This window comes from Terriglobus sp. RCC_193 (genome assembly GCF_041355105.1).
In the GTDB taxonomy this organism is placed as follows: domain Bacteria; phylum Acidobacteriota; class Terriglobia; order Terriglobales; family Acidobacteriaceae; genus Terriglobus.
This window is the reverse complement of sequence record NZ_JBFUPK010000002.1, coordinates 509075-525248: the sequence shown is the minus strand read 5'-3', so window position 1 is coordinate 525248 and position 16174 is coordinate 509075. Positions and strand designations below refer to the sequence as shown.

Below are 16174 nucleotides of genomic sequence, written 5' to 3'. Positions count from 1 at the left end.
GAATGGCCAGAATTTGTGTGGACATGGACGAAGTCATGGCGGACACCGTCGCGGAACACATCCGCCGCTATAACGCAGACTTCCGCTGCGAGCTTTCGATAGATGACATGGACGGCAAATGGCTGTGGCAGTGCGTGCCGGATGCGCACCATACGGCGTTGGAAGGTTATCTGAGCGAGCCGGAGTTCTTTCGCCATCTGGAACTGATGCCGGATGCGCAGCGCGTGCTTGAGCGGCTGAACCGTGACCACGAGATTTTCATTGCTTCTGCTGCGATGGAAGTGCCGATGAGTTTTGCAGCGAAATTCGCATGGATGGAGCAGCATTTTCCCTTTATTCGGCCTTCGCACATCGTCTTCTGTGGCGACAAGGGCATTCTGTCTGCCGATTACCTGATCGACGACAACCCACGGCAACTGCGTTCCTTTCAGGGCAAGGGGCTGCTCTTCTCCGCACCCCATAATAAGTTTGCGAAGGAATGGACACGCGTCGAGGACTGGAACGCAGTGGAGAAGTTCTTTTATTCGAAGCCCTGATCCGGATTGAAGCCCTGATCCGGATTAATGTGTGGTGGTGCCTTCGTTTGACCCGGTTTCTTTACGTTGCCACCTGGCAGTGCGCCGCCACTCTGTGAAGTGCTCGCATTGCTCTGCAGCGTGACGATGAGTGCCTTGGCGGGGGCCTGTCCGGCATTGGCATAGCTGTGCGGCGTATTCGCATCGAAGTAGACGGCGTCGCCCGGCTCCAACCGGTGCGTGGCCTCTCCATGCGTGATGTCCATTTCGCCTTCCAGAACGTACAGGAACTCGGAGCCGGGATGTTGATGCGCGCGCCGCGGCGTTACGTTCGGCAGGAACTCTGCGAAGTACGGGTCAAGCTGGCGATCCGGAATTAGGTAGCCTAACGATTCAAAGTAGTAAGCCGGATCATCTGTGCCACTCTGCGGAAGGCGAATGCGGTCCTTGCCACGCTGCACGCGGAAGAGCGTCTTCGGTTCCGGTTCGAAAAAGTAGCTCAGGTCCTTGGAAAACACCAGCGAGATGCGGGCCAGGTTACGCAATGTCGGCACCACGCGGCCCGTTTCGAGCTGCGACAGAAAGCTGGCACTGAGGCCCGTGTGACGGCCAAGTTCAACGAGGCCCATGCCTTTCTTCAGACGAAGCTGCTTAATGCGTTCGCCGAGCTTCTTTTCCGCGATGAAGCTCTCTGCGGCTTCTCCAGCTACCGGATCACCAGTTTTTGTGGGAGGAGGCGGACCGTCTGTAATGATTGCGTCCTTTGCTTCTCCGGATGTTGCCATCAGCCGATCTCCCTTGTTTCGACACTTTACGTAGCCAAAAGATGTTGAATTTGGACGGAAAGATGTCCGCATGGCAGCGAAGTAAAAAAATCGTGTTTCTTTGCAAAAGGTTGCCAGTGGACTTTAGGCTCGTGAATGTGATCCAGGCCGTGTTCCGTAACAGACAATCCATTGCACCCATTGCGGTGCTGCTACCGTTGCTCATCGGCTGCGCCAGTCAGGGGCCGGTGCGTCCGCCATCGTTGCACTTACCTGCTGCGGTACATGGTCTGGCTGCAACGCGCGTGGGAAATGTGGTCGATCTGGCGTGGACAAATCCGACGCGTACTACCGATGGTGTTTCGCTGACGGGGAAGCACAGCGCCGGGGCGATGCAGGCTGAAGTTTGCCGTGCGGAGGCGTTCACCAGCGCCAGCTGCACGCCCATTACGCATCTCGCGGCAACGGCCGGTGCGCCCGGTGGTTATCACGATGTGCTGCCCGCGACATTGGCAGAGGGGAACGCACGTACGCTGGTGTATCGCGTGCGGCTGGTGAACTCCGCTGGGAACGGTGCGGGATGGACTGAGGTGAAGACGGCGGCTGGAGCCGCTCCTGCAGTCATCAGTGGTTTGCGCGCGGAACCTGTGGCCCAGGGCATTCTGGTGCGGTGGCAACCGGGTGAAGACGGCGTAATGCTGCGCGTGTCGCGTGGAAAAGACACCGCCCGCTCCACCCTGCTTTCTGCGTCGGATGTGGCCACAGGAAAGCAAACACATGAAATTTCTGACGGAACACTGGATACGGGCGGCCATGTTGGTGAAGAACAGCGCTACACCGTCTTCCGTCGTCGTACGGTGTTGCTGGGTGGGGAATCGTTCCTGATGGACAGCGACTCGGCCAGTGTGACCGTCGCTGCCTCGGCAAAGCTGCCGCTGCCGTTGCCGCCGACAAGTCTGGAGGCGCTGGCCAACACGCTCTCCACGCCGGAAGTTGACCTGGTGTGGCAACCGCCGAATGATGCAGGGGTTACGGGGTATCGTGTCTACCGCGAGGAGTCCGGAAACACCACGTTGCTCACGCAGGAACCGCTGCGCGGATTTACCTATGCAGACAAATCAGTAGTCAGCGGACATCGCTATCGGTATTGGATCGCCTCGGTGAATGGCACCGGCGAACAGCGCAGCACGAGCGTCAGCGTCGCGCTTCCTTAAGCCGGCAGCTAAACGCCGTTATCCTGGGCAAATCCCATAGTGCGCAGCCGAAGGAAACTGTTTCATCACTTGTGTCTGTAAACTCCTTCGCCTTCGCTACGCTCCAGGATGACGGATGGGCCGGAAGCTGCGCAGAATGACAGTCTGTAAAGTCATCCACCCCGGGGCCGAGACAGTGTGATCCTCCAGTGCACGGCATCCAAATAAGAGTCAGGAACAGGCGTAAAATAGAGAGTGAAACGAATTTTTTGCTCAGGGACATTCGAAGGAGAACGCAAATGGCGACGCTTTTGGACCAACTCAAGCAGTACACCACCGTGGTGGCCGACACTGGCGACATGAAGTCGATGGAGAAGTTCAAGCCGACCGACGCGACCACCAACCCGTCGCTGATCACCGCTGCGGCAAACATGCCGGAATACAGCCACATTGTGGACGACGTGCTGAAGGCCGCAAAGCAGAAGGCCGGCGCAAACTCTGACGATAAGGCCGTTGCCGCCGAAGCCTTCAAGACGCTGGCCGTGGCCTTTGGCCGCGAGATCCTGAAGATCGTTCCGGGGCGCGTCTCTACGGAAGTCGACGCCCGCCTCTCCTACGACAAGGAGAAGACGATCGCAATGGCAAAGGACATCATTGCGCAGTATGAGGCTGCTGGTGTCAGCAAGGACCGCATCCTCATCAAGATCGCTTCCACGTGGGAAGGCATTAAGGCCGCCGAGGAGCTGGAAAAGGAAGGCATTCACTGCAACCTGACGCTGCTCTTCGGCTTGCACCAGGCCATTGCGTGTGCTGAGGCGAAGGTTACGCTCATTTCGCCGTTCGTTGGTCGCATCCTTGACTGGTACAAGAAGGACACGGGCAAGGATTACACCGGTGCGGAAGACCCCGGCGTCATCTCTGTGACGACCATCTTCAACTATTACAAGAAGTTCGGCTACAAGACCCAGGTGATGGGCGCTTCGTTCCGCAACATCAGTGAGATTGAAGAGCTGGCCGGTTCTGACCTGCTGACCATTGCGCCGAAGCTGCTGGATGAGTTGAACAGCAAGGAAGGCCTGCTCGTAAAGAAGCTGGACGCCGAAAAGGCGAAGTCGCTGGACATCCAGAAGATCACGATCGACAAGGCTACCTTCGAGAAGATGCACGCGGAAGACCGCATGGCGCACGACAAGCTGAAGGAAGGCATCGAAGGCTTCTCCAAGGCTTTGGAAGAGCTGGAAACCCTGCTGGAAAAGCGTCTGAAGGAAGTTGCGGAGCCGGTGGGCGCGTAACCCTACTGCTTTCGAACGCAATGCAAGAGGGAGCCTTCGGGCTCCCTCTTCTGTTCATCCAGTCCTAAAGGAAAGCGGTGGATTCCCATAGGAAATCCACCGCTTTGTTCTGTCTCTACTTTTGTCGCGTTTACTGTGGCAGCGCAAAGGTATAGAGCGTATCCGCTACGCCGAAGACCACGTACTGCCGTCCGTTGCGTTCGAAGGTCATGGGGCCGTTGGTCAGGTTTCCGCCGGGACGCGCATGCCATAACGATTTACCCGTTGCTGGGTCAAGCGCGTAGAGGTTGCCATACGCATCGCCGCCGAAGAGCAGATGCCCTGCCGTAGTCAACAGGCCGCTGTAATTGCGGGTGTTGCGGCCGGTGTCTCTGCGCCAGACTTCCTTGCCCGTCTTCGGATCCAGCGCCAGCAGGAAGCTGTTTTCCTCCAGCGAAATGCCCGAGCCTCCCTGGTGATCCTCCGGCTTGCCGCTGGCATCCAGAGCGGAGTACCAGTACGACCATCCTTCTTCCGCATTTACGTAAAACAGGCCGGTCTGCAGGCTGAATGCGGGCGGAGGCCAGTTGGCGCTGCCGTTAGCCACACCGCGGATAAGGACGCCGCCGGGCGTCTCTTCCTTGGCAGGATCGGGGATCGGCTCACCCTTGGCATTGACGCCTTTGGCCCAATTCAGCGGGACAAACGGCGTGGAAACAAGGGACTCGCCCGTTACGCGATCCAGCAGGAAGTAATAACCATTACGGCTGGCGTGCGAGAGCAGTTTGCGCGGCTTGCCGTTGATGGTGGCATCGAACAGGATGTTGGTTTCCACCGCGTCCCAGTCGCGCGTGTCATGCGGGCTGGGCTGGAAGTACCACTTGATCTTGCCAGTATCGGGGTCAACGGCCAGGATGGTGCAGGTGTACAGGTTCGCGCCTTCGCGGACGTTGCCTGCCAGCACAGGATGCGGATTGCCCGTGCCCCAGTACATCAGGTTCAGTTCCGGGTCATAGGTTCCCGTAACCCACAACGGTCCGCCGCCATGTTTCCGCGCCTCTTCGCTGGGCCATGTGTCCGCACCGGGTTCGCCCGCGGAGGGAATGGTGTTCAGTTTCCACAACTGTTTGCCGTTGGCAGGATCCAGGGCGTAGAGCGCGTGTGGCACGTCGGATACATCGCCGCTGGTGCCCACAATCAGCTTGTCCTTCACCACGAGCGGCGCAACGGCGATGTAATAGCCAAAGGTGACATCGCCCACTTCTTTGTCCCACACCACCTTGCCGGTCTTCGCGTCCAGCGCGATGACGTGGGCGTCCGGTGTGCCGAAGTAGACCTTGCCATCCAGATACGCGACGCCGCGGTTGGCAATCATGTTGCCGGGCGACTTGCGTTCGTAGTTCCACAGCTTCAGGCCGGTGACAGCATCCACGGCCCACACATGGTTGGGCGAGGTGACGTACAGCACGCCGTCCACAACGACGGGCGTACCCTTGACCGCCAGGCCCTTCGTTGGCAGCGTCCACGCCAGCGTCAGGTTCTTCACGTTGGTGCTGTTTATCTGCGACAGCGTGGAGTAACGGCGGCCAGAGTTATCGCCGTTGTACTGCGACCAGTCCGCACCGACGCTGGGCAGGCTTTGCACTGCGGCCACCGAGGCTGTCGCAGGTTTCTTCTGCGCACCTGCGGTCAGGCACGCCAACGAGAAAAGAACGGCGCTACTTGAGCGTTTCCAGGTACGAGAAAACATCATGAATTTCCTTATCGGTGTAAGTGGGCAACAGCGCCTTATGGCCCTTCAGTGGGTCGGGGACGTTCACAGTCACGTGATCGGTTTCCCACGTATGCGAAACGCCATCAGCGGTTTGCAGCGTCACGGTAAAGCCGTCGCGATGCAGGAAGCGGCCTTCGTACTTCTTTCCTGCGGCTGTCACGGAACCCGTCTCCGGCTTCGCCTTGGGCAGCAGGATTGCCTGTTCCAGCTCTGCGGGATCGCGTTTGGTGGCAATGCCCTTCAGGTCGCCCGTAACGGAGTGGCAGGTGGCGCATTTCGCGGCAAAGACAGCCTTGCCCGCGTTGGCATCACCAACATTCAGAGAACCAGCAAATGCACTGGCACCCAAAGCAGAGGCGCGCGTAAAGGCGTCAATGCGTGCGTGAAGAAACGCGGCAATGTCGGAAACCTGCTCCTCAGTGATCTGTGGGAAGGCGGGCATACCTTTATCCATGCGGCCTTCATGGATCACCGTGCCAATGTCTTTGCCGCCAACATCGTGGCGCACCAGCGCGGACATGGTCAGGTTTGGGCCCATCCCACCGGTGGCGTTCGCCCCGTGACACGCAGCGCAGTTCTGGCCAAAGAGCTTCTGGCCGCGGATGACGTTGTCCTGCTTGAGCACGTTCTGCTTGGAGATAGGAATCTCTTGCGCAGGAAGCGTTTTCGAGCAACTGGCAAGCAGCGCGCCGAGGACCAGAGAGGCGGATAGGAAGGGAAGACGTTTCATCTGACCCCACCTTTGTAACAAAAAGAGGTCAGACCATGCACTGCGGTTTTATCGCGATGTTTTTTTGCTGGCCAGCGGCGGCGGGTAAGCGCTCTTGTGTTTGCGCGGAGCGGGCGCAGGCGGTGGCACCACTTCAATGCCTTTGCGATGCTCTTCCACGGCTGCTCCCAGAGCGAATTTCAGCGCCTCAATGCCCTCGCCGGTAACGGCGGAGATGGCATAGAAAGGCAGTTTGCGGCGTTTCGCGTAAGTCTGCAGTTTCTTCAGCTTGTCCGGGTTGGCGGCGTCGATTTTGGCGGCAACGACGATGACAGGTTTGTCTTCCAGGTTGTGGCCAAACTCTTCCAGTTCGCCCGCTATCACCTTGAAGTCCTCCACCGGGTCTGGGCGGCCGCTGCCATCGGAAACGTCGACCAGGTGGGCTAGAACGCTGGTGCGCTCAATATGGCGCAGGAACTGGATACCCAGACCCGCGCCCTGGCTGGCGCCTTCGATCAGTCCGGGCATATCCGCGATAACGAACGACTGTTCATGCGGGAAATCGCCCACCTTGACCACGCCCAGGTTGGGCTCCAGCGTGGTGAAGGCGTAGTTCGCAATCTTGGGACGAGCTGCGGAAAGGCGCGAAATCAGGGTCGATTTGCCCACATTCGGATAACCAACCAGGCCCACATCGGCCAGCAGCTTCAGCTCCAGCCGCAGATGCTTTTCTTCGCCGGGACGACCCAGTTCATGCTCGCGCGGAGCCTGATGGGTGCTGGTGGCAAAGTGCTGGTTACCGCGTCCTCCGCGACCACCGCGCGCCACCACAATCTGTTCGTCGGGATAGCGGAAATCATGAATCAGGTCGCCAGTATCTTCGTCGAAGACCTGCGTTCCCACCGGCACGGCCAGAATGGTGTGCTCGCCACTGCGGCCGCTCATGTTGGAGCCTTCGCCGTGCGTACCGCGATCTGCCTTGTGTTCCGGGTTGAAGCGGAAGTGCACCAGCGTGTTGTGTTTTTCGCTGGAACGCATCAGGATGTCGCCGCCGTGGCCGCCATCGCCGCCGGACGGACCGCCCCGCGGAACGAACTTTTCCCGGCGGAAGGCCATGCAGCCATTGCCGCCGTCTCCCGCCTTCACCCGAATTCTTGTTTCGTCAATAAACATCAGTGCCTTTATCAGTTTAGTGGATACGCGCTTCCCGTGCCGAAATGGAACGCGTTTCCCACATGCTGCACAAGCGAAATAGCTTTTTTTGCGCGCGTTAATGGGAGAAGATGGAGCCACCGGACAACATACGGTATCCCCCGCGCATTCACGTGCTGTTGACAGTGATCTGCCAGACTCAGAGGGGACTTTTCGCAGAGGGCCTTCAGAGTTTCACTTACGCCCCGCAAAAAAATATCCGAACGACCCTGTCGGCAATCGCTTCGGCAGGCATATGGAACGCGAAAAAACTTCAGGAGACTTTTCGATGCAAATGAAACCCTTACGCAGCCTTGCGCTTGCGGCAGTACTAATGTCCGGGGCGGCGATGGGCGCATTCGCGCAGTCGGCCGTGGACGGTGCCGTAGGCGGCATCATTCATGATCCCAGTGGCGCAGTCGTACCCGGCGCACAGATCACCGTCACCAACAATGGCACCTCGGCTTCGCAGACCGTCAAGGCCGACGATCAGGGCTATTTCCGCGCCATCCATCTTCAGCCCGGTTCCTACACCGTTGAAGTTACCTCTGCTGGCTTTGGCACGTACAAGTCCACCGCTGTCGTGGTGCAGGTCGGTCTGTTGACCAACGTGGACGCAAACCTTGCCGCAGCGGGAACCAGCACAGAGGTCACGGTCTCCTCAGAAGTTCCAGCCATCAATACCACCTCGCCGGACTTCAACAGTGTGATTGAACAGCACGTGCTGCAGAACCTGCCGGTGAACAACTATCGCTGGTCCAGCTATGCGGCCCTCACGCCCGGTGTTGTGTCCAACTCGGACGGCTTTGGCCTGCTGAGCTTCCGCGGCCAGAGCGTTCTGCAGAACAACATCACCATTGACGGTGCGGACGATAACCAGGCCTTCTTCGCGGAAGAGCGCGGACGTACGCGCGCCGGTTATTCCACTGCGCAGAGCTCCATTCAGGAGTTCCAGGTCAACACCTCCAACTACACCGTGGAATACGGCCGCGCTGTTGGCGGTGTTGTGAACTCCGTCACCAAGAGCGGTACCAACCAGTTCCACGGCGACCTTTACTTCCGTGACCGTGACGCTGGCTGGGGTTCCAAGTCGCCGACGACGCAGCTCACCACCGTCACCTCCTCCGGCCCGGTCACGAACGTGATCAAGCCTAAGGATTGGCGCAAGCAGTTTGGCGGCGCAGTCAGTGGCCCCATCATCAAGGACAAGCTCTTCTTCCTGCTTGCCATTGACAAGTTCAAGCGCAACTTCCCCGGAACGGGCGTTGCCAGCAGCCCGGCCACGTTCTTTGCGGCTCCTGACGCCGCGCTGCCTACGGGCAAGACCTGCGGAGCATCCTCCACCATTCCGAATCCGTCCGGCCCTGGCACAATTACCAACCCTGCCCTGCCGTCCACGGTAGACCAGAGCAACTGCACCCTCGCGCAGCTCTATCTGGGGAATTACAACCAGTACGCTAATGCCGTACCTTTGTACAACGCTGGCCTCACGGCGCTGAACACCATGCTCGGTGCTGTTCCGCGTACCGGCGACCAGAATATCTTCTTCCCCAAGATTGACTGGCAGATCAATGGTCGCAACCACGCCACCTTTGAAGTCAACCGCCTCAACTGGGCATCGCCCGCAGGCATCCAGACGCAGGCCACCAACACCTATGGCACGCGTTCTTTCGGTGATGACTTTGTGAAGCTCACTTTTGGCGTAGCCAAGCTGGACACCACCATCACCAGCAACCTCGTCAATGAAGTGCGTTACCAGTACGGTCGCGATTTTGAGTACGAGTTTGCTCAGACCCCGGCCACTGCGTACGAGCAGAACTATATTCAGCGAGCCCGTGGCGGCACATACACCAACCCGCTCGGCCTGCCGCCGAACGTGGGCATTACGAACGGCTTCAACTTCGGCACGCAGACCTTCCTGCAGCGCCAGCGCTATCCCGATGAACGCCGCTGGCAGGTGGCTGACACCGCTAACTGGACGCGCGGCTCGCACAACGTGAAGTTCGGTATGGACTACCTGCACACCTACGACCTGAGCCAGAACCTGCGCAGCCAGTTTGGCAGCTTCAGCTATTCCACCGTAGGCCAATACCTGAGCGACTGGTATCTCGGCCAAAGCACCGATCCAAACGTCTACAACAAGGCAAAGAACTACTCGTCCTTCCAGCAGGCCTTCGGCCCCACAGCGTTCCAATTCGTCACGCACGACATTGGCATCTTCGCGCAGGACGAGTGGAAGGCCACTCCGAACCTCAGCATCACCTATGGCCTGCGTTATGAGCTGCAACTCTTTCCCAGCCCCTATGCAGGCCTGCCGGTCACGGGAGGAAACTTCGGCACCAATGCGATTGCCCAGACCGGTGTGATGCCGTCGGATAAAAACAACATTGCTCCGCGCGTGGGCTTTGCGTGGGATCCTTTCGGCACCGGCAAGACCAGCATCCGTGGTGGATTCGGTCTCTTTTATGGCCGCACCATCAACTCCACCATCTACAGCGCGCTGACCTCCACCGGCAACGCAACGCAGGTGAACGGTGTGCCGGTCTCCCAGCTCACCTTCAACTACACGTCGTCGCAGTCCGGTGCACCGGCCTTTCCGGCGGTTATTGCCAGCGTGGGTTCCGCCGGTGCGGCTCCTGCTTCCACCTACTTCGCTCCGGGCTTCCAGAACCCTTATTCGGAGCAGTTTGATCTCTCCATCCAGCGCTCCATCGGCTGGAAGACCACGGTAGGCGTCAGCTACATCGGCGCACTTGGCCGCGAAATGCCGAACTTCGTGGACGCCAACCTGCCCACGCCGACCACCTCCGTCACCTACACGGTTTCGGATTCCACCGGCAAGGGCCCTCTGGCCAATGGCAGCAAGCTGACCACGCGCTTTTACGCCAAGGGTGCCACGGGCACCGTTGCCGCAGGCGTGAACGGACCCAACGCCTACGCCAGCAGCCAGCGTCCCAACCCGGTCTTCGGTGCGGTCACGGCTATCGTCAGCAATGCCAGCTCCAGCTACCACGGTGTGGTTCTGGAAGCGAAACACCAGGTCACCAACGGCCTGTCCTTCGACGTGAACTATACCTACTCACACGCTCTGGATAACGGTGTTAACAGCACCACCTTCACCAGCACCAATGCCTACACGGATCCGCTGAACACCGCGGCTGACTACGGCAACTCGGACAATAACGTGCCCCAGCGCCTGGTGATGTACGCCGTCTACCAGACGCCGAAGTTTGTGCACGGACCGCTGGGCTACCTCACCAACTCGTGGGAAGTCTCGCCCAGCTTCGCTGCGCAGACTGGCCTGCCGTACTCGCTGGCCTCCACCGGTACACCCACCACGGCTCTCGGCGATAACGGCTCCACGCTGTCCGCCATCGGCGGTGGCATCAACGGCTCCAACGGTGCATTCCGCATCGCCAACATCGGACGCAATACGTACAAGCTGCCCCGCACCATGGTCGCTGACCTGCGTATCTCCAAGCGCTTCGATATCCGCGAGGGCATGAACCTGGAGCTGCTGGCCGAGAGCTTCAACATTGCGAACCACTACAACACCACCGGCGTGACAACCACGGGCTACTCCATCGGAACTAGCGCCACAGCCAACACACTCACCTACAGCTCCGCATTCGGAACGCGTACCTCCGTCAACAGCAATCTGGCATACAGCCCCCGCCAGGTGCAGTTGGGAGCACGCTTCCACTTCTAACGAACCTGCCAACCAAACCAGGAGAGGGCGACGGAAACTCCGTCGCCCTCTCTCTTGGTTTGCAGGCTTTGCCTTTTCCCGTTAAAAACGCTACGCTGCGAACACTCGAATCCTTACGAATAAGAAGTCCTCCGGATTACACAGGTGGACTTCAGCAGCAGCATCTTTTGTTCTCGCAGTGGTGTGTTCCGAAGAAGCCAGCCGCGCGCTTCAGTGTGCGGTTGCGGAGTGCTGTTTCACTTGCTCAGGTTGTTTCGCATCAGAGTTTTTCTCCACTCCCGCAGAACGTTCGCTGCGTTGCTGCTGAGTCTCGCAGCCATGCCTGCTGCACTGGCGCAGGATGCGTCTACAGGCGCACTGAATGGCGTGGTGCGCGATCCCAATGGGGCCGCGATCCCCGCGGTTAGTCTGACGCTGCGCGATGTACACACGGGCCAGCAACGTACGCTGCAGTCAGATCGTCTGGGCGAGTTTTTCTTTCCATCGCTCGCGCCAGGAAGTTACGTGCTTTCCGCTGCGGCAGCAGGGTTCAACTCATTACAGGTCGATGCGGTGGATGTCGCCGTTGGCAAGACGATGCGGCTTCTGCCGCGCATGCAGATGGGTGGAGTGCGTCAGACGGTGGAGGTCAGCGCATCTCCCGCTGTGGAGTTTGATTCTCCGTTGAATGCAAATCTGTCACCGCAGCAGTTGCAGATGCTGCCGTTGGATGGTCGCAGATTCCAATCGCTGGCAGTGCTCACACCGCTGGTTGCAGCGGAAGACGCGGATGTGGTGCTGAATCCTGCCGAAGAAAGTGCACCGGAGGCTGTGGGAGATACCGATAATGCCCGACTGTCTGTGCGTGCGCAGGACCCGGCTCTGAACCGCTTCACACTGAACGGCGCGGACCACACGCGGCAGTTTGACATGCAGCCGCGCGGCGGCAGTGCTCTGCCCTTCGCCATCACGCAGGAGGCGGTGCAGGAATTCGGTGTGCGCGCCGTGGCGGATGCGGATGCCTTGCAACCGCATGGCGCGGGCGGCAGCTTGCGGACCGTCACATGTCGCGGTGGCGAGGATATTCACGGCGCAGCGTTCTTCCTGATCCGCAACAGCGCGGGGAACGCGGCGAATCCTTTCAGCATAACGACTCGTTACAACAATGGATCGCCCACAACGACGCTGGTGAAGCCGCGCGATCAACGCGAACAATTCGGCGGTTCTCTTGGTGGCAGGTTGGGGCTGCGCGGAGCCTATGGCTTTGTTGCCGTGGATGGTCAACGCAGAAGCTTTCCTGCTATGTCCAGCCCGTCAGACAGCGCGTTTTATTCGCTGACTTCGGTGCAGCGCGCGCTGCTGGCAAATCGCGGTGTCAGTGCCGCCGCCATTGCGAAGGGCCTGGCCTATATCGACAGCCTCAGTGGCACGCTGGATCGCCATGCAAACGAGACGTCGCTGTTCCCGCGACTGGATTGGGATACCGCACGCAGCAACACATCTGTGCAATGGAACCGTGTGCGCTTCGATTCTGCAGCGGGGCAGAATGCTCTGCCTGTGGTGGCGCGTGGACGCGGCAGCATCGGCAGCATTCGTACGGAAGGTGACGACGTGCTCTTGCACACGACCACCATGCTGCATCCGCGATGGAGTGTCGATGCGCGCGTTGGCTACAATCGCGATGTTACCTATGCGGAATCGCCGACGCCGTTGCCGCAGGAACCGCATACGGGGCCTGGTGGCAGCGCACCGCAGGTAGACCTGTCGAATGCTTTTTCGTTCGGTAGCGCTCCTGTTACCGGGCTGCGTAGATTGCCGGATGAACGCAATGCAGAGGCCGCGATCACGTTGCGTTTCCATGGACGCGCGCATCAGGTGAGTATGGGCACATCGTTGATCGCAACGGACGAACGCATTGCCGGAAGCGAAGCGAACAATGGCCGCTATCTTTATGCGAACTCCACTGCAGCGGGACATGCAGGTGCGCTGGTGGACTTCCTCACGGACTACACCTACAACGCCTCCAGCTATCCGAATGGCGGATGTCCGTCGATTTACTCGCAGCCACATTACTTCTGCTTTTCCAACTTCACGCAGACGTTCGGCAGCGTTCCAGAAACGCGTTTTCATACAGCGGAGTGGAGCGCGTTTGTGTCGGATCGCTGGCGTGTGACGCCGCGACTGCACATCAACGCAGGTGTGCGTTACGAGTGGGATCGGCTACCTCCACCGCAGCATCCGAACGCCAGTATTGACGCGGTCTTCGGAAGTTTTGTGGCGACGCAGACAATGCCGTCCGACACGAATAACCTCGCACCGTTCGCGGGCATCTCCTATGCGCCAACAAGCAGCACGGTGGTGCGTGTGGGCTATGGGTTTCAATTCTCCAGCATCCCCGGCACCACGATCCAGCGTGCGCTTGCCAACACCGCGCAGACTGCAAGCCAAACGCAGCTTCGCATTACACCGCGTACCATCATCGATCCTGCGTGTGCCTCGTATGGAACAAACTTTGGCTATCCCGCGACGTACACCTGCGCGCCGTTTGGACCGTTGGCTAGCACGGGCGCAGCTTGGGCTTTTTCGCGTTCATTTCAGATGCCAGCGGTGCAGACCGCAGAACTCTCTGTCTCGCAGCAGGTGGCCGCGCGAACCCATGTTTCAGGAAGCTACGTTCTTGCGCTGAGTCGTGAGCTGACAGACACCGTCGATCTCAACATCGCACCATCCACTGCAAACATCGCATTCCGCATTGTGCGCAATGGTGGTGAAGAGGGCGCCCGCGGCGGCGAACTGTTTCATGTGCCGCTGTACACCGCGCGCAAGACGTCCGCGTTCGGCCCTGTGACGGCGATCCTTTCCGATGGCAATGGAACGTATCACGCAATGGCGTTGACCTTGCAGCATCAGACGCCGCGCACACTCACCCTGCGTGCTTCGTGGACATACAGCAAGTCGCTGGATACCGTGCGGACTGGCCCCACGGCACGCAATGAGAACGCGCACTTCGATCCGTATAGTCCGCTGTATGACCGCGCGCCATCGAACTTCGATCATCGACATCGCGTGACCATGCTTGCGGTGTGGCAGCCGCATCTGGATAGCACCCATGCAGCGTTGCGGCATGTTGTGAATGGCTGGTCGCTCTCGCCGGTTCTGCTGTTTCAAAGCGGACGTCCTTACAGCTATAACCTCTCGGGTGGTTCGTCCTTGCCGGGAGGTCGCGAGAGCCTGAACAACTCCGGTGGCGCGAACTATCTCCCCAGCCTGGGTCGCAATACGCTGCGCCTGCCCTGGACGGAGAATGTCGATCTGAGCCTGTCGCGCGCCTTTGCCCTGGTGCATGATCGTGCGCATCTGCGCCTGATGATGCAGGCGTATAACCTGCTGAATCACGTCAACGTAACCACGGTGGAGCAGCGTGCATTTCTTGTGGGTTCTGCGGGCACGGATGGGGTGGTGCCGTTTATGTTTCAGGATGCAACAACCATTGCCGCGGAAGGACTAACGGGAAAGCCCTTTGGCATGGCCAGCCAGTCGGCAAACTCTCCCACACGCGAACGGCGTTTGCAGGCGGGTTTGCGGCTGGAGTGGTAACTGCATTCAAGCATCCGTCATTCTGAGGAGCGAAGTGATGAAGAATCCCGACAATGTTTCTGTAACCACTGAGGGAGAGGGTTTTCTTCCGAAAACTTTAAACTGCCTCGGCAATTGCAACATCATCGGGATCCTTCGCTTCGTTCAGGATGACGGTGTTTAGTGAGCCAACCCAGGGTTTACTTCGAAAAACGCAGCAGCAGCATCTGGTGGCGCTTCAGTGAATACTTGTAGTCGTCCTTGATCGCGCCCAGATCCTTTGCATTCCAGATATCGTGCGCCTTCATGCCCGGCTTTACACCCGCTTCTTTCAGGTGCAGCGAGATGCCACGCACAAAGTTTTCATCTTCGCCAAAGTTGATGACGGCAAGCGCCACACCGCCATCTGCCAGCGGGCGCGACCAGATTTCGATGGGTCCTTCCTGGTAGACACGCTCGGCCTGCTTGCCCAGCTTGTCCTGATTGATCGCGATGACTTCGCGATTCGTCAGAATGCCGGTGACTTCCGGTGAAAGCTGCGTCAGGTTGTTGCCCGCGAGCAGCGGCGCGGCCAGCATAGACCACATGCCCATGTGTGCGCGGTTTTCATCCGGCGTAAGTTTGCCGTTGCCCACTTCCAGCATGTCCGGGTCGTTCCAGTGGCCGGGGCCAGCGTACTTGCCAAGTCCGATCTGCGTCTTCGCAATGAGCGCGATGGAGGCCCAGTTGGCTTGTACGTCGCCCGTAGTGCGCCACAGGTTCGCGCCCACAGACGGTCCCCACTGCCACACGGAATCGAAGCCGTACTGGCACAGGCTGTAGATGATGGGACGGCCCGTCTTCACCAGTGCCTGATGCATTTTCTCGTAAGCATCGTGCATCATCTGGTTCTGCTTCAGCTTGTCATCCGGCGCCTTGCCATTCATCTCCTTGCGGAATCCGCAGAGATCGTACTTGAGGTAGTCGATACCCCACGAGGCATACAGATCGGCGTCCTGCTGCTCATGGCCCAGGCTACCCTCGTACTTCGCGCAGGTCTGGTCGCCGGGGCTGGAGTAGATGCCCAGCTTCAGGCCCTTGCTGTGCACATAGTCAGCCAGCGCCTTCATGTCCGGGAACTTCTCGTTGGTGTGCAGCACGCCGTTCGCGTCGCGCTTGCCTTCCCAGGTATCGTCAATATTCACGTAGACATAGCCCGCATCGCGCATACCGCTGGAGACGATGAGGTCCGCTGCGGCCTTTACGTCGTCCTGCGTCACCTTTCCGGCGAACCAGTTCCACGAGTTCCATCCCATAGGCGGTGTGGCTGCCAGCGTGGTTTGTGCTGCGGGTTTGGTCTGCGCCACGGCAGACAAGGAAAGTGCGGAAGCAAGCAAGGCAAAGACAATACGTCGCATAGAATTTTTTTGAGACCTCATAAATCAGGTGGTCGAGCTGCGCAGAAAGCATACATGGGTTTCCATTACAGAATCGCCACGCTATGCTGCCGAGAG

Annotated in this window: 10 protein-coding genes; 5 read left to right on the top strand and 5 right to left on the bottom strand. The window is 59.1% G+C overall.

Features of this window, described 5'->3' with window-relative positions; all coding sequences use genetic code 11:
* The first annotated feature begins 23 nt into the window (after positions 1 to 23).
* Positions 24 to 536, top strand: a complete 513-nt coding sequence (locus AB6729_RS10995) for a 5'-3'-deoxyribonucleotidase (RefSeq protein ID WP_371081663.1) — start codon at positions 24 to 26, stop codon at positions 534 to 536.
* Here AB6729_RS10995 and AB6729_RS10990 read toward each other — a convergent pair.
* A complete protein-coding gene (locus AB6729_RS10990) occupies positions 521 to 1300 on the bottom strand; it encodes a helix-turn-helix domain-containing protein (RefSeq protein WP_371081662.1) in 780 nt (259 codons plus the stop codon). The genes AB6729_RS10995 and AB6729_RS10990 overlap by 16 nt on opposite strands.
* Positions 1301 to 1449: 149 nt before the next feature.
* Here AB6729_RS10990 and AB6729_RS10985 point away from each other — a divergent pair, with 149 nt between their 5' ends.
* Positions 1450 to 2493 carry a hypothetical protein gene (locus AB6729_RS10985; protein WP_371081661.1) on the top strand — a complete coding sequence of 348 codons (1044 nt, stop codon included), beginning with the start codon at positions 1450 to 1452 and terminating at the stop codon, positions 2491 to 2493.
* Positions 2494 to 2771: 278 nt separating this feature from the next.
* The gene (locus AB6729_RS10980; protein ID WP_371081660.1) at positions 2772 to 3764 is read left to right on the top strand and encodes a transaldolase; all 993 of its coding nucleotides are present in this window, start codon (positions 2772 to 2774) and stop codon (positions 3762 to 3764) included.
* Between the two features lie 130 nt (positions 3765 to 3894).
* Here the strand turns inward: AB6729_RS10980 and AB6729_RS10975 are convergent, their stop codons facing one another.
* Genes AB6729_RS10975 through obgE form a run of 3 tightly spaced genes read right to left on the bottom strand, consistent with a single transcriptional unit; the run spans position 3895 to position 7399 of the window.
* The gene (locus AB6729_RS10975) at positions 3895 to 5496 is read right to left on the bottom strand and encodes an acido-empty-quinoprotein group A (RefSeq protein WP_371081659.1); all 1602 of its coding nucleotides are present in this window, start codon (positions 5494 to 5496) and stop codon (positions 3895 to 3897) included.
* Entirely contained in the window at positions 5462 to 6247 is a 786-nt protein-coding gene (locus AB6729_RS10970) for a c-type cytochrome (RefSeq protein ID WP_371081658.1), read from the bottom strand. Before AB6729_RS10970 ends, AB6729_RS10975 begins: the two co-directional genes overlap by 35 nt.
* 48 nt (positions 6248 to 6295) lie before the next feature.
* The gene (gene obgE / locus AB6729_RS10965; protein ID WP_371081657.1) at positions 6296 to 7399 is read right to left on the bottom strand and encodes a GTPase ObgE; all 1104 of its coding nucleotides are present in this window, start codon (positions 7397 to 7399) and stop codon (positions 6296 to 6298) included.
* Positions 7400 to 7712: 313 nt separating this feature from the next.
* Here obgE and AB6729_RS10960 point away from each other — a divergent pair, with 313 nt between their 5' ends.
* Both AB6729_RS10960 and AB6729_RS10955 read left to right on the top strand, forming a co-directional pair.
* On the top strand, positions 7713 to 11126 hold the full coding sequence (locus tag AB6729_RS10960; RefSeq protein WP_371081656.1) for a carboxypeptidase regulatory-like domain-containing protein: 3414 nt from the start codon (positions 7713 to 7715) through the stop codon (positions 11124 to 11126).
* Between the two features lie 318 nt (positions 11127 to 11444).
* Entirely contained in the window at positions 11445 to 14702 is a 3258-nt protein-coding gene (locus tag AB6729_RS10955) for a TonB-dependent receptor domain-containing protein (protein ID WP_371081655.1), read from the top strand.
* 179 nt (positions 14703 to 14881) lie between these two features.
* Here AB6729_RS10955 and AB6729_RS10950 read toward each other — a convergent pair whose 3' ends face one another.
* The gene (locus AB6729_RS10950; protein ID WP_371081654.1) at positions 14882 to 16078 is read right to left on the bottom strand and encodes a glycoside hydrolase family 27 protein; all 1197 of its coding nucleotides are present in this window, start codon (positions 16076 to 16078) and stop codon (positions 14882 to 14884) included.
* Between the last annotated feature and the right edge of the window lie 96 nt (positions 16079 to 16174).